The sequence below is a fragment of the Rhizobium sp. R339 genome (assembly GCF_002211395.1).
In the GTDB taxonomy this organism is placed as follows: Bacteria; Pseudomonadota; Alphaproteobacteria; order Rhizobiales; family Rhizobiaceae; genus Rhizobium.
Genome location: NZ_LOKV01000027.1, coordinates 204464 through 224687, shown reverse-complemented (window position 1 = coordinate 224687; position 20224 = coordinate 204464). Strand labels below are relative to the sequence as shown.

General features: G+C 59.9%; 18 protein-coding genes and 1 pseudogene. 11 read left to right on the top strand and 8 right to left on the bottom strand.

What is annotated here, in order from left to right:
* Position 1 precedes the first annotated feature (1 nt).
* Genes ATY76_RS29830 through ATY76_RS29820 form a run of 3 tightly spaced genes read left to right on the top strand, consistent with a single transcriptional unit; the run spans position 2 to position 1939 of the window.
* On the top strand, positions 2–523 hold the full coding sequence (locus ATY76_RS29830; RefSeq protein WP_088678351.1) for a nutrient deprivation-induced protein: 522 nt from the start codon (positions 2–4) through the stop codon (positions 521–523).
* Complete coding sequence (locus tag ATY76_RS29825) at positions 516–932, top strand: phage holin family protein (protein WP_088678350.1); 417 nt, start codon at positions 516–518, stop codon at positions 930–932. Before ATY76_RS29830 ends, ATY76_RS29825 begins: the two co-directional genes overlap by 8 nt.
* Positions 932–1939 carry a DUF3618 domain-containing protein gene (locus ATY76_RS29820; RefSeq protein WP_088678231.1) on the top strand — a complete coding sequence of 336 codons (1008 nt, stop codon included), beginning with the start codon at positions 932–934 and terminating at the stop codon, positions 1937–1939. The genes ATY76_RS29825 and ATY76_RS29820 overlap by 1 nt, the downstream gene beginning before the upstream one ends.
* 203 nt (positions 1940–2142) lie before the next feature.
* On the opposite strand, the gene ATY76_RS29815 is transcribed toward ATY76_RS29820, so the two are convergent.
* On the bottom strand, positions 2143–3417 hold the full coding sequence (locus ATY76_RS29815) for a divalent metal cation transporter (protein WP_088678349.1): 1275 nt from the start codon (positions 3415–3417) through the stop codon (positions 2143–2145).
* A 254-nt stretch (positions 3418–3671) separates the two neighbouring features.
* Here ATY76_RS29815 and ATY76_RS29810 point away from each other — a divergent pair, with 254 nt between their 5' ends.
* Together ATY76_RS29810 and ATY76_RS29805 are read left to right on the top strand one after the other, a co-directional pair.
* Positions 3672–3899, top strand: coding sequence for a hypothetical protein (locus ATY76_RS29810; protein ID WP_088678348.1), 228 nt, complete (start codon positions 3672–3674; stop codon positions 3897–3899).
* A gap of 139 nt (positions 3900–4038) precedes the next feature.
* A complete protein-coding gene (locus ATY76_RS29805; RefSeq protein ID WP_088678347.1) occupies positions 4039–4311 on the top strand; it encodes a transport-associated protein in 273 nt (90 codons plus the stop codon).
* A gap of 156 nt (positions 4312–4467) precedes the next feature.
* Here ATY76_RS29805 and ATY76_RS29800 read toward each other — a convergent pair.
* Positions 4468–4737 (bottom strand): annotated as a pseudogene (locus tag ATY76_RS29800) (amidohydrolase family protein); the annotation flags it as partial.
* A gap of 890 nt (positions 4738–5627) precedes the next feature.
* Here ATY76_RS29800 and ATY76_RS29795 point away from each other — a divergent pair.
* Both ATY76_RS29795 and ATY76_RS29790 read left to right on the top strand, forming a co-directional pair.
* Positions 5628–6101, top strand: coding sequence for a helix-turn-helix transcriptional regulator (locus tag ATY76_RS29795; RefSeq protein WP_088678229.1), 474 nt, complete (start codon positions 5628–5630; stop codon positions 6099–6101).
* A 641-nt stretch (positions 6102–6742) separates the two neighbouring features.
* Positions 6743–7009: a DUF982 domain-containing protein gene (locus tag ATY76_RS29790; protein WP_088678228.1), complete on the top strand. Its 267-nt coding sequence runs from the start codon at positions 6743–6745 to the stop codon at positions 7007–7009.
* 308 nt (positions 7010–7317) lie between these two features.
* Here ATY76_RS29790 and ATY76_RS29785 read toward each other — a convergent pair whose 3' ends face one another.
* From ATY76_RS29785 to ATY76_RS29760, 6 genes are all read right to left on the bottom strand, one after another.
* Positions 7318–8247, bottom strand: a complete 930-nt coding sequence (locus ATY76_RS29785) for an electron transfer flavoprotein subunit alpha/FixB family protein (RefSeq protein ID WP_088678227.1) — start codon at positions 8245–8247, stop codon at positions 7318–7320.
* Positions 8248–8272: 25 nt separating this feature from the next.
* Positions 8273–9022, bottom strand: coding sequence for an electron transfer flavoprotein subunit beta/FixA family protein (locus tag ATY76_RS29780; RefSeq protein WP_088678226.1), 750 nt, complete (start codon positions 9020–9022; stop codon positions 8273–8275).
* 115 nt (positions 9023–9137) lie between these two features.
* The gene (locus ATY76_RS29775; protein WP_088678225.1) at positions 9138–10283 is read right to left on the bottom strand and encodes a CaiB/BaiF CoA-transferase family protein; all 1146 of its coding nucleotides are present in this window, start codon (positions 10281–10283) and stop codon (positions 9138–9140) included.
* Between the two features lie 39 nt (positions 10284–10322).
* Entirely contained in the window at positions 10323–11987 is a 1665-nt protein-coding gene (locus ATY76_RS29770) for an electron transfer flavoprotein-ubiquinone oxidoreductase (RefSeq protein WP_088678224.1), read from the bottom strand.
* 40 nt (positions 11988–12027) lie between these two features.
* Positions 12028–12915 (bottom strand): 3-hydroxybutyryl-CoA dehydrogenase, encoded by an 888-nt coding sequence (locus ATY76_RS29765; protein WP_088678223.1) that lies wholly within the window; start codon positions 12913–12915, stop codon positions 12028–12030.
* Between the two features lie 59 nt (positions 12916–12974).
* Complete coding sequence (locus ATY76_RS29760; protein WP_088678222.1) at positions 12975–14159, bottom strand: acyl-CoA dehydrogenase; 1185 nt, start codon at positions 14157–14159, stop codon at positions 12975–12977.
* A gap of 107 nt (positions 14160–14266) precedes the next feature.
* Between ATY76_RS29760 and ATY76_RS29755 the strand changes: the two genes are divergently transcribed.
* The 4 genes from ATY76_RS29755 to ATY76_RS29740 all read left to right on the top strand — a co-directional run bounded on the left by ATY76_RS29755 (position 14267) and on the right by ATY76_RS29740 (position 20132).
* Positions 14267–15181, top strand: coding sequence for a LysR family transcriptional regulator (locus ATY76_RS29755; protein WP_088678221.1), 915 nt, complete (start codon positions 14267–14269; stop codon positions 15179–15181).
* Between the two features lie 131 nt (positions 15182–15312).
* On the top strand, positions 15313–18066 hold the full coding sequence (gene ppc / locus ATY76_RS29750) for a phosphoenolpyruvate carboxylase (RefSeq protein ID WP_088678220.1): 2754 nt from the start codon (positions 15313–15315) through the stop codon (positions 18064–18066).
* Between the two features lie 86 nt (positions 18067–18152).
* Positions 18153–19115 carry a C-terminal binding protein gene (locus tag ATY76_RS29745; RefSeq protein WP_088678219.1) on the top strand — a complete coding sequence of 321 codons (963 nt, stop codon included), beginning with the start codon at positions 18153–18155 and terminating at the stop codon, positions 19113–19115.
* 21 nt (positions 19116–19136) lie between these two features.
* Positions 19137–20132 (top strand): aminoglycoside phosphotransferase family protein, encoded by a 996-nt coding sequence (locus ATY76_RS29740; RefSeq protein ID WP_088678218.1) that lies wholly within the window; start codon positions 19137–19139, stop codon positions 20130–20132.
* Positions 20133–20224 lie beyond the last annotated feature (92 nt).

Genomic DNA, 20224 nt, shown 5'->3' with positions numbered 1-20224 from the left:
AATGGCTGACGAATTTTCCGCACCGGAAGGAGAACGCAGCCGGCCTGCGAGCGCCTCTCCGACCACTGAGCTGAAAGACAAGATCAGCGACGATATCCGTTCAACCCAGCAGCTGGTGAAGGAGACATCCGCAACCGGCCTGGAAAAGGCAAAGGAAGCAGTTTCCGAGCAGGCGCACTTTGCCGCTCGCCAGATGAGCGGCGTTGCAATGGCACTCGAGAAGGTCGGGGCGGAACTGGAGCGCTCGGACCAACGGCACGTTGGCCGCTACGCTCGGCAGCTCGGCCGCAGCGTTGCCAGTGCGGCAAGGCGGGTAGAGGGCAAGAACCTCGACGAGATGGCTGTGCTGGCTGAGGATTTCGGCCGCAGGCAACCGATTGCATTTCTGGGAATCGCGGCCCTTGCCGGGTTGACCGCAAGCCGCTTTCTGACCGCCTCCGCCAAACGCGCCGACAGAGTTCGGACGCTTGCTCCACCAGCTCAAGTATTCGCTTCGGGAAGCAAGGATGATCAAAATGGCTAAGACATCAGAAAACACACCATTGGCCGAATTGATCGGCGGTCTTTTGAATGACGTTGCTGGTCTTCTGCGCAAGGAGATCGACCTCGCCAAAACCGAAGCATCGGAGAAGCTGTCGGCTGCTTTGAGCGGCGTCGAAATCCTGCTCATAGGAACGATCCTGGCGATCGGAGCGATTGGCGTGCTGTTGAGCGCGGTCGTCAGTGGCGTCGCGGCGCTGTTCGTGGCGCAAGGGTTCGCTGAGCCTACGGCCAGTGCGCTCGCTTCAATTATCGTCAGCGTGGTGATCGGTCTCATTGCTTGGATCATGATCAGGCGAGGCCTTGCCAGCTTCCGTCGCAGCAATCTGACGCTTGCGCGCACCACCACGTCGCTTCGTCGAGACGTGCAAATCGTGAAGGACAAACTCTGATGGAAACGTCTTCAGACAAAACGTCGCTAGAGCTTCAGCGAGAAATCGATCAAGATCGCCAGCGCCTTGGGGAACGGATCAACGAGATCCAGGAGCGAATGTCGCCTGGCCAACTGGTGGACGAGGTTATTGCTTACGCCAAAAATAGCGGCGGCAGCGAGTTCGTCGGGAACCTCGGCCGAGCGCTAAAGGAAAATCCGCTTCCCGTGGCGCTAATGGGCGTTAGTCTCGCCTGGCTGATGGCCAAAGGCAACCCTGCATCAGCGATGGGATCAACGACGACCGTCGAGCCCGAATATGACCTCTATCCCGTTCAGGGGCCTGTGCGCCGCCTTGGGCCGCCCACCTCCGTCGACGGCGTCCGCTACAGTCATTTTTCCGATAGCACCGGCAGAACGCTGAAGGCCCTGACCGACGAAACCGGCCGCCGGGCGGGTCATTTTGTCGATGAAAGCGGCAAGACCTATCGCGGTTTCGTCGATGCCAGCGGCAAGCGGGTCGACCAGATTGTCGATGAGACGGGAGCATTGCTGGACGCTGCGTCCGGTTGGGCCGCGGAAAAGTGGGAGCAAGCAAAGAGCGCTGTGCAAGGCGCGTCCGACCGCGCAACGGGGACGGCCAATGTACTCGCCGACCAGACCTCTTCGGCTGTAACGAACCTGCATGAGCAGACAAACAAGCTCAATGCAATGATCCTCCACCAGTTCCGCGATCAACCGCTGGTCGGCGGCGCGTTAGCCTTTGCAGTCGGAGCCGCGATCGGCGCAGCGCTTCCGAGCACCGAAATTGAAGATGAACTGGCTGGCGAAGCGTCGGATGCGACAAAGGAGGCGATAAGCGCAGAGACCTCTGAACTTGTCGACCAAGGCACCGCTATCGCTTCAAACGCCTACCAGCACGTGGTCGCGGTTGCATCGGACGCGCACGACGAGATCAAAGATCGCCTTTCTGAAGAGGTCGAGGCCTTACGGAAGCCAGGAACCCAGGATCCCACGATGCCGGGCTGACCGGGAACCGGACCTTGGCTGGAGTTCGATCGGGGCATTGGCAGCCGGGCTAATCGAGCTGTTCGCCAAGGAAACGCTTCCGATCCCGGATGAAAGGGACATAGGTGCAACACTCAGGCCGTCCCTAATGGTGGATCCCAACAACCGTCTTTACCAGAAGAGCGGCGATCGCCGGTTTGCACGAGGCGAGGCCTCTTCGATTGTCAAAACACAAGCATACCAAGGGTGCTTAAACCCATGGTCATCGCCGTGAAGGCGCTGATGTACACCATCCAGCGGGGAGCTTTGAGATCTCCCATAATGGCGGGGTTCCTCGCCATCAAGACCATAAGGATGATGATCGGCGTTGCCAGGACGCCGTTAATCACCGCACTCCAGAACAAGGCGCGGATCGGATCAAGTCCCAGCATCGTGACTGCAACACTTCCAAGCGTTGCGATCACAATCGTGGCATAGAAAGCCTTCGCGTCCTTGAGCTTCTTGTCGAGGCCTTCGGGCCATCCGAAGCATTCTGCAACGGCGTAAGCCGCTGAACCCGCCAGAACCGGGACCGCGAGCAGCCCCGTGCCGATGATCCCAGCCGCAAAAATCGCGAAGGCGAAATCCCCTGCGACCGGTTTGAGTGCCTCGGCTGCCTGTGCGGAGGTCTCGATGTTGGTGTCGCCATTGACGTGCAACGTCGCGCCGGCCGCAATGATGATGCAGAGAGCGACGATATTCGAGAAGCCCATCCCCACCATAGTGTCCATTCGGATTCGACCGAGCTCGGGTCCTGCCGCTTCCGGGTTCCGTCGCAGCCGGGCAAGCTTCCTGTTCCTCAATTCCTCGACCTCCTCGCCGGCCTGCCAGAAGAAAAGGTATGGGCTAATCGTAGTGCCGAGGATCGCGACGATCGCGGTGAACTGGTCGCCATTCAACTCAAATTTGGGCATCACGAGTCCGCCGAGCGCCTCGCCCCACGGCACCCCCGCAACGAGAACCACGGCAACGTAGGCAAATAGGGAAAGCGTCAACCACTTCAGGACATTAACGTAAGCGGGATAAGGTACGAAAACCTGGATCGTGGTGCAAAGGATGCCAAACAGCATGGCGTAGACAACCTCCGGCCCCCCGATCAGGAGTTGGAGCGCTGCCCCCATTGCTGCAAGGTCGGCGCCGATGTTGATGAAGTTCGCGATGAACAATAAGACCATCGCGCCGTAGGCGAACGAGCGGTGGTAATGGAGCTTGAGGTTCTTTGCGAGCCCCTTTCCTGACACAGCCCCGATGCCTGCGCTCAATCCCTGGACCGCCGTCATCAGCGGATAGCTGAACAGCATGGTCCAGCCGAGAGTAAATCCGAACTGGGCGCCCACCTGACTGTAAGTGGCAATGCCGCTCGGATCGTCGTCAGCGGCACCTGTGACCAGTCCTGGACCCAGTGCCCTCAGAAGGCTGGCGTTTTGCTTAGGGGACCTATTTTCGACGGACGATACCATGACAGAACCTGCGAACATCTGGCAATGAATGCCGGGAACTCGCGCTTGTTCCAAAGCGGCGCTTCCGACATCGGGCCTTTCGGTCGATGGCACTGCTTTGCGTCACGCTCGCATACGCACCGAAGTTGCAAAACGTCCACCTTTCCGCGCATCAGGGATTGAGTTCGCAACCGTACGAACACACGCGAAGGGGATCCGTCGAAAAGCGAATCATGATCATCTATAGCGATCTGCTATCGTCGGGAGTGGGCGTTATGGGTGCAGCGAGTTTATTGCCGGGCTGCTTCTACTGGGCAAAATCGCCGAGGTTTTTCGACGGGAAGATCACCGTGGTTCGGGTCTCCACCGTTTTCGGCGCAGAACCTGACTACTGGACACTGGCACTCCTCGGCACGGATCAGCACGCCATGCCTCGCGATTTCGAAATCATCGCTCCTGCGGAAATGCCGGAAGACTACGTCCTCCAAAACGGAGCCGAATAATGCCCAGCGCTTGGTCGGTCGCGCTCAGACTGCGCTCACCCAGCCGCTCGCATCGGACGACTATCTCGGATGCCGCAACCCGGCAGGCCTTGATCACATCCTCGCCGGCCCCGGCATAAACAACGATGAGGAGGACGATATGAAGTTCGGTTCCGACAACGCCGGCCATGAAGAGCGTTGCGCCCAAGGCCACAGTTCAGCCTCGACCATCGCGACGATCGAAGCGGCCCTCTCCGCTGATCACGACATCGACAGCAGCGCCATCCAAATCAGGATGCTGGGCCCTGTGGTTCTGCTTGAAGGCTATATTACAAGCGCCGCCGACCGCGGAAGAACTATTTCGATTGCGGCGATGATCGTTGGCCAGGAAAACGTCCAGGACCGGATGCTGAGCCGCTTCCCGACGCAGTAGTCTTTAAGATCAAGGTCTTTTGGGTTGCTCTCTGCAACGGGGCCTAAATGGAATTTCACTTTCGCTGTAGGGCAGTGGCATGGCAGCGAGACCCTCGCCCCCCTCCGATGCTCGGCCCATGGCTTAGCAGGTTGAAGGGCCAGCAATCGCTCAGCATCAAATCCGATATACGCGAGCGGCGTTATGATGAAAAAGGGCAAGCTGCTCGTCGCCGGTATAGTTCGCCGTGATCACCTTGAAAGCGTCCATGATCTTGTCGTAGCTTCCGAACAGCTTGTCGACCGGGAAGTTCGAGGCGAACATGCACCTCTCGATGCCGAATGCCGCAATCGTCTCCTCGACATAGGGCCTGATGCTTTCGACCGTCCAGGTCCAGTCGCCCATTCCGAGACCTTAGATTTTGCAGGCGACATTGGGCGCTTGCGCAGCCAGCGGCGGCTATCGAAGATCTTCGCCGATTGGCTGATGTCGCAAGCTCTTTGGCAATAGCTTCGTTCTCCCTGCAAAGCTGGGTATTGAAACCGCCTGCATCATCAACAACGCGTCCAAGATGACAGAGGGACCTGTTTGTTACCTCATCTTGAGGACCGATCGCTGCGGGCTGAAGCTCCAGGCCTAGTCTACATCAATCGGTCAGGATGTCCGATTTGAACCGAGGCTACCCGCGTCGAGCTGGTATCGCTGACGACGGCGTGCCATGGTTTTCCCCCTTAACCTGCATCCAATGCAAATTCATCTACAACCTCCACTTCGAGCTAAATTCGACTGCGGTGTTCTGAAGCTCGCTGGAATTTTGCCCCTCGAGAACAGGGCTCTTGCTTACAAAAACGAACCGGGATCAAAATCACACGGAATTTCACGGCTCCAATTTCGCAAAGCAGTTAAACTTGACGCGATGTGACGTGGTCGGCTCGAAAACTTTCATCCCGCAGCGGCCTCGGCGGGTTTAATAGTCCAAGCGGCGCGGTGTGAGGACCGGGGGAAACGCGAAGCGTTAATCTCGCGCAACGCTGGAACAGCGAAGCCATTGAATCTTGTGAACAAATCGGTTGCGCGGCAGACGGATTTGAACTAAGTTGGCGGCGAGGCAGTACGCGCTGCCCCGGGGCTTCGTAACCCCTACAAGCGGTTGGTGCCGGCCGATTCGGCACCACACTCCTTGACCTTCGGTCGAGGAGCCTGTGGCGTATGTCCAGGTTCCTCGGAACTAAAGGCCACAGGGCCGTCTTGTACGGTTACGAACTCCCCGATCAGTGGGTTGAGCGAGTTTTCAGCGGGGGCGCACCGCGTGAAACTCTCCACACGGGGTATTCACCATGAAGCGCTATTCAGCAGCCCAGGTCCGATCTTCGAGGCCTTCGCGAACCGAACAGCCGAATGTTGCAGTCGAGTCGGTGCATCCAGTCGATCGACATGTCGGACAGCAGATCCGTATGCGCCGAATGCAGTCGAATGTGTCGCTAGGGGATCTCGGCGCCGGCATTGGGGTCAGCTTGCAGCAGGTGCAAAAATATGAAAGCGGCAAGAACCGCGTCAGCGCTTCGATGCTCTACGAGCTTGCCAATTGCCTCAAGATCCCTGTTTCGAGGTTTTTCGAGGGTCTTCCAGATCCCGAAACCACTGAGGAGCAGCAATTCACAACAGAGATCGATGAGAAGATTGCCTACATTTCCACCGCGCAGGGACGGCGTCTGATAGAAGACGTTTTGCTCCTCTCCCCGCGAGTGCGCAGTCGCGTCGTTGCCCTCGTCAGCTCGCTTGTCGACGAAGAGATGGAAGAACAGAAGTAAGCATCCGTTGGAGACCGCAGCTCAGGCGGCTTGAGCGTTCTGATCTCGCCGAAATTCGGCGGGTGCGCTAATGATCTTTTGGCACTCCCATGCAATGCCATCGGTTCTCTGACGGGAATGTTGATCCTTGAACGTATCGACCGAAACTACCTGCGTGACCAGCGGCGCGCCTGTCGTAGCACGTGCGGTGCGGGCGTGCCCCGATGGCGTAGCATGCCCACTATCTTCTTTGCTCGCCTGCCGGGGCCAGTTCCCTTCGATCCACTATGCGATCTTTGGCCCGGAACGTGAACACCATAGCAACAAGCGGGCGCTGAGCTCGAAAGTTCACGCTGTGCCAGCGACACAGGGACTGTCCAATCGGCCGAAACGGCTGTGGTGAGACAGCTAGACCGATCTCGGCTCATCCAGCTCACGATGTCGATCGCCGAGGAGACGCGTGATGCGCGGGAGCGCCTAATTCTATTGGGTCGATTTTCGCGCACCGTACAGGCGTTATATCTTTCTTGTGAAGTCCGGAGAGGAGTCAGAGGTCGACGCTGTTCGCGCCCCCTTTGGCTGATCATCGGAGCTGCCGCAATAGGCTTTTCGCACGGGCATAGTCCCCTTGGGATTGCCGCATCCGTGAGGGGTCAAGAGTAATGGACTGGAACACCTCGTCGACCTTCACGCCCGTCGGGCTTGCCCTGCGCGGCCGACCAGCCCACAAGGTGGTGTGCACGCTCGGCGACGCAGCGCATATCCTGATTAAGAACTGGCCTTCCGATGACGGCGAGGAATACGTCAGCGCAGTGAAGGCCTGCGTCGATGCTATCAGCGGCCAGATTGCTCCGGAGCAATTTCGCCAAATTTTTTTGCGTGCGGCCAATGAGGCAGGTATCGCCGCGCTAACCGTCGTTCACCCATGACAACTCCTGTGGAACTGCTGAGCCATCATACTCAACTCTGCCTTCGAACATCGGCGGGCTGTTCTTATGCCCGTTTGCCGCTGGCTTGAGAATCAGTGGTCCGACAATCGCGGCGCCATAAGCTCGCGCGCTCCCCGGCGTCGGCTTGGCGGCTCGTGCTGACATTAGCTAAGGCTGTGCTGGCTTGCTCGCCTTGAACGACTACGAGCCGCCGACAAATCGGGTTAGATTCTCCATCTGGTTCAGGAGAAGGTGGGCACCGGGCCTGATTGGACGTCCCTGCATGCGCGCCACATTGGTCTCTCCAGTTAGAGCGCCTTTTGCAATTCCGGCAGTAGCTCGAAGAGATCGGCGACGAGGCCGTAGTCGGCGACCTGGAAGATCGGCGCCTCCTCGTCCTTGTTGATGGCGACGATCACTTTCGAATCCTTCATGCCGGCCAGATGCTGGATGGCGCCCGAGATGCCGGCGGCGATATAGAGATCAGGGGCGACCACCTTGCCGGTCTGGCCGACCTGCCAGTCGTTCGGGGCATAACCGGCATCGACGGCCGCACGGCTGGCGCCGACGGCGGCACCGAGCTTGTCGGCAACCGGCAGGATGACTTCCTTGAACTTCTCCGCCGAGCCGAGCGCCCGGCCGCCTGAGATGATGATCTTCGCGGACGTCAGTTCCGGACGTTCCGAGGCCGACAGCGCATCGGAGACGAACCGCGACAGACCCGGATCGGAGATGGCCGGGATCGCCTCGACGGCGGCGGAGCCGCCTTCCGCCACCGAAGCAAACGAGGCGGTGCGCACGGTGATCACCTGCTTCGCATCGCTTGCCTGCACCGTCTGGATGGCGTTGCCGGCATAGATCGGCCGCTTGAAGGTATCAGGGGAGACGACCTCGATGATCTCGGAGATCTGGGCGACGTCGAGCAGGGCGGCGACGCGCGGCAGCACCGTCTTGCCGACCGAGGTGGCGGCAGACAGGATCGTGTCATAGGAGCCGGCGAGCGAGACGATCAGGTCGGCCAGCGGCTCGGCCAGATTGTTGGCCAGCGCATCGCTTTCGGCCAGCAGCACCTTGGCCACGCCGGAAAGCTTGGCGGCCTGATCGGCGGCAGCCCTGGCGGCCTTGCCGGCGACCAGCACATGCACGTCGCCGCCGATCTGGGAGGCTGCCGTCAGCGCCTTGGCGGTCTGGTCGGAGAGATGATTGCCGTCATGGTCGGCCAGAAGAAGAATGGTCATGATAGTTGCTCCTGTTCCCGCCCGATTACAGCACGCCGGCTTCGTTCTTCAGCCTGTCGACCAGCTCGGCGACGCTCTTGACCTTGACGCCCGCCTTGCGGCCACTCGGCTCCTCGGTCTTCAGCACCTTCAGCCGCGGCGTCGTGGAGACGCCGAAATCAGCCGGGCTCTTCTTGTCGAGCGGCTTCTTCTTCGCCTTCATGATGTTCGGCAGCGAGGCGTAACGCGGCTCGTTCAGCCGCAGGTCGGTAGTGACGACCGCCGGCAGCTTGATCTCGATCGTCTGCAGGCCGCCATCGACCTCGCGGGTCACCGTCGCCTTGCCGTCACCGATCTCGATCTTCGAGGCGAAGGTCGCTTGGGCCGAACCGAGCAGGGCCGCCAGCATCTGGCCGGTCTGGTTGGAATCGTCGTCGATCGCCTGCTTGCCGGTGATGATCAGGCCTGGCTTTTCAGCGTCGGCGACCGCCTTGAGGATCTTGGCGACGGCGAGCGGCTCGACCTGATCGTCGGTCTCGACCAGGATCGCCCGGTCGGCGCCCATGGCGAGCGCGGTCCTCAACGTCTCCTCGGCCTTGGCCGGGCCGATCGACACGACCACCACTTCCTCGGCCTTGCCGGCCTCCTTCAGCCGCAGCGCCTCTTCCACCGAGATCTCGTCGAACGGGTTCATCGACATCTTCACATTGGCAAGCTCGACACCCGTGCCATCCGGCTTCACCCGGATCTTCACGTTGTAATCGACAACCCGTTTGACTGGGACGAGAATCTTCATGGGTTATCTCCATTCATGCCAATGTGTTAGCTGCCTCGACTGAGTTATCTGCTGCCCTGCGGCGGAGGTATTGCGCTAGACATCTCAAGTCGATATTCAACACGCATTCGCCGAGCTAGGTCTTCGATGACCGATCAAACGGAAGCGTGCCATTGTGCTCACCCAACTTGGGCGATCTCCTGTGGGAGGTAAGCGCAGTTCCGGAGAAGATGATTGGTGTCCGGATGCCTGCAATTCCGTCATTTACGATCGACATTCCTCGATGCGCGACTTGCGGATCCGCGAAAACGTCTTCCACAGTGTTGATCGGTCCCGCGGGAACGCCCACGCGCGCCAGGTCGGCTAGCAGATCCGACCGCTTGAAAAGCATCGTCTGCACTTCCATCAACGCCGTCAGTTCCTCTCGATAGCGCACTCTGTCAGCGTTCGTCTTGAAACGGACGTCGTCTGCCACAGTGGATAGCCGGAGGATTTCGCATAGCCGTGCAAACTGTGCGTCGTTGCCGCATGCGATAATGATGTTGCCGTCAGATACCGGAAATACTTGATATGGCGCGATGTTGGGATGCGCATTGCCAAGCCTCGTCGGCGTCTTTCCGGAGGCTAGGAAATTCATCGCCTGATTAGCCAGCACGCCCACCGCGCTGTCCAGCAGGGCCATATCGATATGCTGTCCCTCACCTGTCGTATTTCTGAGGATCAGCGCGGCCTGGATTGCGATGACTGAATAGAGTCCCGTGAAAATATCGGCGAACGCCACGCCGATTTTCTGGGGCTCCCGATCAGGCTCACCGGTCAAATCCATGATGCCCGCCATTCCCTGGACGATGAAATCATATCCTGCACGTCCGGCATATGGGCCGGTTTGGCCAAAGCCGGTAATCGAGCAGTAGATTAGCTTCGGATTGATCGCTTTCAGGCTCTCGTAGTCGAGGCCGAACTTCTTCAGCCCGCCGACCTTGAAGTTCTCGATGACGACGTCCGCGTTCGCGATCAGCGCGCGAAGTTTCTCGACGTCTTCCGCCGCGTTGAAATCTGCCGTGATGCTCAGTTTTCCGCGATTGCAGCTATGGAAGTAGGCTGCTGCGACATCATCGCCATCGGTGATGAAGGGAGGCCCCCAGCGGCGCGTATCGTCTCCCTCCGGGCTTTCCACCTTGATGACAGTTGCTCCGAGATCGGCAAGTGTCTGTCCGGCCCACGGACCGGCCAGGATACGCGCCAGTTCCACGACTCGAACGCCTTCAAGCGGAAATTGCATGGGTAACTCCCCGTTCATTGCCTAGCTCGCCGATCCGCCTCACATATTCGGATAGACCGGCCCCTCGCCGCCCTGCGGCGGCACCCAGTTGATGTTCTGGTTGGGGTCTTTGATGTCGCAGGTCTTGCAGTGCACGCAGTTCTGGGCGTTGATGACGAAGATCTTGTCGCCGTCCTTCTCCACCCATTCATAGACGCCGGCCGGACAGTAGCGCGTCGACGGGCCGGCATAGATGCCGAGTTCGGAGGCCTTCTGCAGGCTCATGTCCGTGACCTGCAGATGCACCGGCTGGTCCTCCTCGTGATTGGTGTTCGACAGGAACACCGAGGACAGACGGTCGAAGGTCAGGACGCCATCCGGCTTCGGATAGGCGATCGGCTTGTGCTGGGAGGCCGGCTCCAGGCTTTCAGCATCGGTCTTGCCGTGACCAAGCGTGCCGAAGAGCGAAAGGCCGAAGAGCTGGTTCGTCCACATGTCGAGACCGCCGAGCGCCACGCCGATCGCCGTGCCGAACCTCGACCACAGCGGCTTGACGTTCCGGACACGCTTCAGATCCTTGCCGATGTCGGTCGCCCGCCATTCGTTCTCGATCTCGACAACCTCGTCATGGCTGCGGCCCGATGCAATCGCCGCCGCCAGCTTCTCGGCCGCCAGCATTCCCGACAGCACCGCATTGTGGCTGCCCTTGATGCGCGGCACGTTGACGAGACCGGCCGAACAGCCGATCAGCGCGCCGCCGGGGAAGGTAAGCTTCGGCACCGACTGGTAGCCGCCCTCGGTGATGGCCCGCGCCCCATAGGAGAGCCGTTTGCCGCCCTCGAAGGTGCCTCGAATGGCAGGATGCGTCTTGAAGCGCTGGAATTCCTCGAAGGGGTAGAGATAGGGGTTCTTATAATTGAGGTGGACGACGAAGCCGACCGCCACCAGATTGTCTTCGAGATGATAGAGGAAGGAGCCGCCGCCAGTCTTCATGCCGAGCGGCCAGCCGAAGGAATGCTGCACCAGGCCTTGCCTGTGGTTCTCGGGCTTGACCTGCCAGAGCTCCTTGATGCCGATGCCGAATTTCTGCGGCTCGCGATCCTTCTGCAGATCGAACTTGGCGATCAGCTGCTTGGCGAGCGAGCCGCGCACGCCTTCGCCGATCAGCGTATATTTGCCGCGCAGCTCCATGCCGCGGGTATAGTTCGGTCCCGGCTCGCCGTTCTTCTCGATGCCCATGTCGCCGGGGGCGACACCGATCACCGCCCCCTTGTCGTCATAGAGCACTTCGGCGGCGGCAAAGCCCGGATAGATCTCGACGCCGAGTTCCTCCGCCTTGCCCGCCAGCCAGCGACAGACATTGCCAAGCGAGACGATGTAGTTGCCGTGGTTGTTCATCAGTGGCGGCATCATGACATTCGGCAGACGGATCGAGCCGGCGGGACCGAGCAACAGAAACTGGTCGTCGGTCACCTCGGTCTTGAACGGATGATCGGCATCCTCGCGCCAGCCGGGCAGCAGCCTGTCGATGCCGATCGGATCGACCACGGCGCCGGAGAGGATATGGGCGCCGACCTCGGCGCCCTTCTCCAGGACGACGACCGAAAGCTCCGGATTGACCTGCTTCAGCCGGATCGCCGCGGCAAGACCGGCCGGACCGGCGCCGACGATCACCACGTCGAATTCCATGCTCTCGCGACTCTCGCCTGCGTGTTCTTCGGTCATGATAAATGCCTGGCAATCTCGATGTTGGAATGCGATGGGATCAGCGGGTCGGCCGAGCCGGAACGTAGCGATAATCGTAGAACCCGCGCTGCGCCTTGCGGCCGAGCCAGCCGGCTTCGACATATTTGACCAGCAGCGGGCACGGCCGGTATTTGCTGTCAGCCAGCCCCTCATGAAGGACCTGCATGATGGAAAGGCATGTGTCCAAACCGATGAAATCGGCCAGCTCGAGCGGCCCCATCGGATGATTGGCGCCGAGCTTCATGCCGGTGTCTATGGCTTCGACGTTTCCGACGCCTTCATACAGGGTGTAGATCGCTTCGTTGATCATGGGGATGAGAACGCGGTTTACGATGAAAGCCGGAAAATCCTCGGAAACGGTCACCGTCTTGCCAATGGATTCGGCGAATTCCTTGGCGGTGGCGAAGGTCTCCGGATCCGTTCCGATGCCGCGGACCAGCTCGACCAGCTTCATAACCGGTACGGGGTTCATGAAGTGTATCCCTATAAAACGATTGGGTCTGTCGGTTGACGCGGCAAGCCGCGTTATGGAGAGCGACGAGGTGTTCGTCGCCAGGATCGCGTTGGGCTTCAAAACGGTGCACACGTCCGTAAAGACTTTCCTTTTGATGCCTTCATTCTCGCTTACCGCTTCGACGACCAAATCGGCGCTCGCCAGATCCTGGAGAGAGAACGCTCCCTTTATTCGGGAGATCGCCTCTTCAGCCGCCTCGCCCGGCATTTTGCCGGTCTCGACCTGGCGTCGAAAATATCCGGCGCTCGCTTCGATGCTCGCGCGGATCCGGCTTTTATCGAGATCGTAAACCAAGGCCGCGTACCCATGTTTCGCCACGACTTCCGCAATCCCAGTCCCCATCTGGCCGGCGCCAATGACGGCGACGGTAGAAATCTTATTCGCTATAGGCATGCTGCCTCTCGTTGATACGGAAGTTGAAGGACGATCTCTGCCGAACAGATGACGGGGCTTTAGAAGAACGCCTGGAGGCCTGTCTGGGCCCGACCGAGGATCAGGGCGTGGACGTCGTGGGTGCCCTCATATGTGTTGACCGTTTCCAGGTTCTGCGCGTGGCGCATGACATGGTATTTGATCTGAATGCCGTTGCCGCCATGCATGTCCCGGGCCTGCCGCGCTATATCAAGCGCCTTGCCGCAGTTGTTGCGCTTGACGAGCGAAACCATTTCCGGAGCCATCTTGTGCTCATCCATCAGACGGCCGACGCGAAGCGAGCCCTGCAGTCCGAGCGTGATCTCGGTCATCATATCGGCGAGCTTCTTTTGATAAAGCTGCATCCCCGCCAGCGGCTTGCCGAATTGCTTGCGGTCGAGACCATATTGACGGGCGCGGAACCAGCAGTCCTCGGCCGCTCCCATGACGCCCCACGAAATGCCGTAACGGGCGCGGTTGAGACAGCCGAACGGCCCCTTGAGGCCGGAGACGCCGGGCAGAAGCGCGTCCTCGGTGACTTCGACGCCGTCCATCACGATTTCGCCCGTGATCGAGGCACGCAGCGAAAGCTTGCCGCCGATCTTCGGGGCCGAAAGTCCCTTCATGCCCTTTTCGAGAACGAAGCCGCGTATTTCGTTGTTGTGGGCCTCCGACTTTGCCCAGACGACGAAGACATCGGCAATCGGTGAGTTCGAGATCCACATCTTCGAGCCGCGCAATCGGTATCCGCCCTCGATCTTTTCGGCGCGGGTCTTCATACCCCCGGGATCGGAGCCGGCGTCGGGCTCGGTCAGGCCGAAACAGCCGATCAGTTCACCCGACACGAGGCCCGGCAGAAATTTCTTCTTCTGCTCGTCTGAGCCGTAGGCGAAGATCGGGTAAATGACCAGCGAGGACTGCACGCTCATCATCGAGCGATATCCGGAGTCGATACGCTCGACCTCGCGAGCGATCAGGCCATAAGCGACGTAGGATGCGTTCGCGGCCCCGTACTCCTCCGGCAGCGTCACACCGAGAAGGCCGGTCTGCCCCATCAACCTGAACAGCTCCGGGTCGGTTGCTTCTTCGAGATAGGCGTCGTGGATGCGCGGCAAGAGTTCGGATTCTGCGAAAGCCGCGGCGGATTCGCGGATCATCCGCTCATCTTCGGTCAGCTGGTCATCGAGCAGAAAGGGGTCATTCCATGAAAAGGCCAAGATCGTCATCCTCCCGTTGAGGTTTTCGGCAATTCGATTGGAGGGAATGAAAGCCGTTTTTCCGGCATAGCGAAAGCGAGGTTTACTCATCAGCCTATGAGCTATAGTAATAGCATATGGCAAACCTTTCGCGACGACTGCTTCCCTCGACCTCGGCTCTGGCGGCTTTCGATTCCGTCGCGCGGCTGAGCACCTTCTCCGCGGCGGCCGAGGAGCTTTCCTTGACGCAGGGCGCCATCAGCCGGCAAATTGCCGCGCTGGAAGAACAGCTGGGCGTTTTGCTGTTCGAGCGCACCAGCCGCGGCGTCATTCTCACGGAGGCCGGCACCGACTATGCGCGGGCTATTGCCAGCGCTCTGGCGGAAATCCGTTCCGCTTCGCTGCATGCCATGACAAAACAGCATAACGACCAGCTCAATCTTGCCATCTTGCCAACATTCGGCACCCGCTGGCTGATGCCGCGCATTCCCGAATTTGTCGCCAGACATCCGGAGATCACGCTGAACTTCGCGACGCGCATAGGGCTGTTCGATTTCGACCGCGACGACATCGATATGGCGATCCATATCGGCCAGCCCGACTGGCCGGGTGCGGAAAGCATATTTCTCATGGAGGAGATGGTGGCGCCGGTCGCCTCCCCGTCTTTTCTGAGTTCGCATCCCATCTTGAAGCCTGAAGATCTGCTTCGCCTTCCGCTGCTGCAGATGGCGTCGCGGCCGGGGGCCTGGAGCCATTTTTTCGAAAGCCTCCAGGTCAGCGGCGCCCCGTCGCAGGCGATGCGGTTCGAACAGTTCAGCAGCGTGGCCCAGGCCTGCATTGCCGGACTCGGGCTCGCTTTGATGCCGCTTTTCCTCATCGACTCCGAGCTTGCGAATGGCCAGCTCGTTCAAGCCTTTCCGCATCAGGTCAAAAGCCCAAGCGCCTATTATGCGGTCGCACCACTCAGCAGGAAGGACTTCCGCCCTGTCGTCGCATTCCGAGCATGGCTCTTGGAAGAGGTCGCGCGTTACCAGCAAGGCGCTGCCGGCTAATCCGGGGCTATTCGACCGTTCGCTCCGGCTCGATTGCAAGCATTCTTGACTCTTCAGCCAAATCCTGCCAGTTTTATGCTAACGTTAGCATAAGGAGTGCGCATGTGGATCTTCAGTTGAGAAACGCAGGCATGCCGAGAAGGCGCCTTACGGCCAGGGCCTTGGTGAAGGATGTTTGGCTGCTCGGCCGCCTGCTGTGCGAAGCCATTGAAGCCAGCGACGGCAGGGAGACCCGCGAGATCGTGGAACGGGTCCGCGCCCTCTCCGTGACCGGCCGCAGAAAAACCAGTCCGCGCCTGAACGACAAGCTCGCGCCCTTCTGCGCAGACATACCTCCCCGCACGCTAAAGCGCGTGGTCCGCGCGTTCAGCCAGTTCTCTCAGCTCGTGAACATCGCCGAAGACGCTCATCAGGCCAGAGTGCAGCGCTTTGGCATCGCCGATGGCGAACCTGCCATGCCGGGAACGATTGCCAGATCGCTTTCGGTTCTCGCTGCCGCCGGCGTAGAGGTGGAGGATATCCGCAAGCTGCTTTCGGAAGCGGTGGTCTCGCCCGTTTTCACGGCGCATCCGACCGAGGTCCGGCGAAAGAGCGTTATCGACATCGAGCAGGAGCTTGCCCGATGCTTGAGCCGTCTCGACCAGCCCGGCCTGACGGCGCAGGACGCGGATCGATATCGGGAGGATTTGGAAAGAGCGACGACGACGCTTTGGCAAACGAACAGCCTGCGAGGGCGGCGGCTGCAGGTCATGGATGAAATCCTCAATGGCTTATCCTATTACGACAGCACCATTTTCCGGGTTATCCCGGAAGTTTATGGAGCTCTCGAAAATCAACTCCGAGCCTCACCTTGGAGCTTCGGTCCAGACGCGCTGCCGCCATTCCTGCGCATGGGTTCGTGGATCGGCGGCGACCGGGATGGCAACCCTTATGTGAACGGCGAGACCCTGAGGGAGGCGCTCCGGCTGCAGAGTGAGAGAGTTTTCTCGTTCTATCTCCGCGAACTGCACAGCCTTGGCGCCGAGCTTTCCCTGGATGATCGGTATGTGAAGGTCTCGCGCGACCTTCAGCGCCTCGCGACCGTCTCTCCCGATAGATCGGAGCAGCGCCGGCACGAGCCATATCGCCTGGCGATCTCGGGTATCTATGCTCGCCTGGCGGCCACGGCCCGTAAATTCGGCAGCACGGAGCTGGTTCGCGAACCTGTAGCCGCCGCCCCTCGCTACCAGAACCCTACAGAATTCGCCGCAGACCTGGCGACGATCAGCAAATCCCTGATAGCCAATGGCGCAGAAAAGATCGCCGTTGGAAAATTGCGCAGCCTCCAACGCGCCGTAGACGTTTTCGGCTTTCACCTTGTGAGCCTCGATCTGAGACAGAATTCCGAGGTTCATCAGCGGGTTATTCATGAGCTTTTCGAGAGCGTGCGCCCTGGCACAAGCTATGAAGCGCTCGCCGAGAGCGACAGGATCCGCTTGCTCACCGAGGAACTCCGCTCCTTCCAGCTGCTGGTTACACCGCTCAAGACCTATTCGGCCGAGACGATGTCGGAGCTTTCCGTCCTCCGTGAAGCCGCCGAGGCCCATAAGCATTATGGCAGCGCCAGCATCCCGAATTACATCATCTCGAAGGCGGCAACCCCTTCCGACCTTCTGGAGGTCATGATCCTGTTCCGCGAGGTGGGACTGTTCCGGCCCGATGAGCCTGAAGCGGCGTCAGTCAACATCATACCGCTTTTCGAGACGATCTCGGATCTTCGAAACTCGCATAACGTGATACAGACGGTTTTGGCCACAGAAGCTTATCGCACATATTTGAAGGCGCTCGGCGGCAAACAGGAAATCATGCTCGGCTATTCCGACAGCAACAAGGACGGCGGTTATCTGACGTCGGGATGGGAACTTTATAAGGCAGAGATGGCCTTCATTCGGCTTTTCGAGCGTGAGGGTATTCGCCTCAGCCTGTTTCACGGCCGCGGCGGCTCCGTAGGCCGCGGCGGCGGTCCGAGCTACGAGGCCATCACCGCCCTGCCGCCCGGCGCGGTTGCCGGATCGATCCGGCTGACGGAACAAGGCGAAGTCATTGCAGCGAAATATTCCAATCCGGCACTCGGCCGCCGGAACCTGGAACTGCTGATCGCCGCGACTTTGGAAGCCTCCTTGCTGCCTTCCGACGCACAAGAACCGGATCCCGAGTTTCTCCACGCCATGGAGGAGCTGTCCGAACTGGCTTTCGGCGCCTATCGCTCTTTGGTTTACGAGACAGAGGGATTTGAACGGTTCTTCTGGGAAGCCACAATCATTGGCGAAATCGCCAAACTGAACATTGGCAGCCGTCCAGCCTCACGCAGCTCCTCACGCCGCATCGAGGATCTTCGTGCGATACCCTGGGTGTTCGGCTGGTCGCAGAGTCGCATCATGCTGCCCGGTTGGTTTGGATTTGGCTCGGCCGTCGGACAGTGGCTGACTGGACACCCCGACGGATTGCAAACTCTTCAAAGGATGCATCGGGACTGGCCGTTCTTCCAGACGCTGATCGCCAACATGGAGATGGTGCTGGCCAAAACCAACATGGCGCTCGCCGCGCGCTACGTGGACCTGGCCCCTGACGCACCCGCGCATGAGAAGATCTTCGCACGCATAAAAGACGAATGGGAAGCGACAACCGCTGCCCTGCTCGGCATAACCGATCAGGCCTCGCTGCTGGAGAACAATCCGGCGCTGAAGCAGTCGATCCATCATCGCTTTCCATGCCTCGATCCGCTTAATCACATGCAGATCGACCTTCTTCGCCGCCACCGTGCCGGAGAACGAGATCAGGACACCGAAGAGGCGCTGCACCTGACAATCAACGGAATTGCCGCGGGGCTGCGAAACAGCGGGTAGCCGACCGCAATGCGGATGGGATTCGCCTTTTTTCTTGACCTCGGCAAAAATATTGCGCTAACGTTTGCACAAACTGGGAGGAAATCATGACACGGACGGTGCTGTTGACGGACTACGCCTGGCCGGATGACAAGGTGGAGCGGGAGGTGATCGAGCGGGCCGGGTTTACCCTCGTCAGCGGCCCCGCCGAGCCGTCGCCCCCTGCTGAGATCGACGCTTTGGCTGCAGAGCATCGTCCGGACGCTATCCTGACCTGCTGGGCTCAGGTCAGCGCGACGGCGATCGCCGCGTCGCCTAATCTCAAGATCGTCGCGCGCCTTGGAGTTGGCCTGGACAATATTGCAGTCGATGCGGCGACGGAGCGGGGGATCTGGGTCACGAATGTTCCCGACTATTGCGTTGCAGAAGTGTCCGACCACGCCGTCGGTTTCGCAATTGCCTGGGCGCGCGGCCTTGTCCACTTCGATCGTGAAGTTCGCGATGGGCGCTGGGACCCCGCCTCTGCAAATCTGCGCAGGCTTTCGGAACTGACCTGCGGCATCGTTGGCTTCGGTCGCATCGGTCGCGCGACGGCAGCAAAGATGCAGGCGCTGGGATGCCGCGTGTCGGCCCACGACCCCTATGCCTCGAATGCCCCTGCCAGCGTGGAGCTTACCGACTTCGATACGCTGCTGGCCAAGAGCGATATCGTCATCGTCCATGCGCCGCTTTCGCCGGCGACGCGGCATCTGATCAACGAGGACGCTATCTCGAAGATGCGTCGTGGAAGCTTGCTGATCAACGTTAGCCGAGGCGGCGTCGTGGATACTGCCGCCGTCATCGAGGGTCTGGCGTCGGGCATTCTGAGCGGTGTCGGCCTTGATGTGCTCGAGGATGAACCACGCGTTCCTCCGGAGCTGATTGCTCACCCGGGCGCAATGATCACGCCGCATGTCGCCTTCTCCTCGGATGCTTCGCTGATCGAGTTGCGCCGCCGGGCCGCGGAAGAGGTCGTCAGGGTTCTCTCTGGAGAGATGCCTGAACAAGCCCGCAACAGCCCCCGCCGCTAATGCCGCAAGGACACTGAATTCATGTCTGTAGCCGAGACCACGATTTTCGACGATTTCCTTCTGAGGAGCGGCCTGAAGAGCGCTTCCGAGGAAGCGATCTACAAGCCCCTGACGGGTGGCGTTTCTTCAGATATCTACCGCGTGGAGCTTCCCGGCCGGCTTATCTGCGTGAAACGCGCACTTGCCAAGCTGAAAGTATCCGCCGATTGGCAGGCGCCGGTGTCGAGAAATCTATACGAATGGAACTGGATTTCCTTCGTGGCGGAGCATTTCCCTTCTGCCGTTCCGAAGCCTCTCGCGCACGACGAGTCGTGCGGTATTTTCGCAATGGAGTTTCTGCCGAGCCACGAGTACCCGCTGTGGAAGACCAGCCTGCTTCAAGGAAGCGTCGACCGTATGGCAGCAGAGGTCACTGGCCGGCGGATCGGACAGATCCACTCCGTCAGCGCCCGCACATCGGGGGTATCGGACAAATTTGACTCTGGACCGAATTTCTATGCGCTCCGGCTTGAGCCCTACCTGATGGCGACTGCCGCCAAACATGCCTTCGTCAGCGATCGCCTCGCCGAGCTCGTTCAGCGCACGGCGGAAACAAAGCTGGCGCTCGTCCACGGCGACGTCAGCCCGAAGAACATCCTGTTGGGCAGGAACGGCCCTGTGTTCCTGGATGCCGAATGCGCCTGGTTCGGCGATCCGGCTTTCGACCTGGCCTTCTGCTTGAACCATCTGCTACTGAAGAAGATCGTTGCCGCAAAGGCGACATCCGAGCTCGCATCGTCATTCGCGGCCTTGACGGCAGCCTACATGGATCAGGTCGATTGGGAAGATCGTGACGCTCTCGAGGCCCGGGCCGCGAGCCTGCTGCCTGCCCTCTTCCTCGCCCGGGTCGATGGCAAATCGCCCGTCGAATACATAACCGACGAATGTCAGCGCGAGGCGGTCCGCAAGGCGGCTATTCCATTGATCGCGTCACCGCCGCAAAAACTCGCTGACGTGGCGCAGGCCTGGTTTCCGTAAGGAACCTAGGCTTTTCCGGAGCAGTACGCTTTTCACTTCAATGCAAATGAAGAAGCCGTCGCGCTGTTGTTCGCGACGGCGGATAAAGTTTT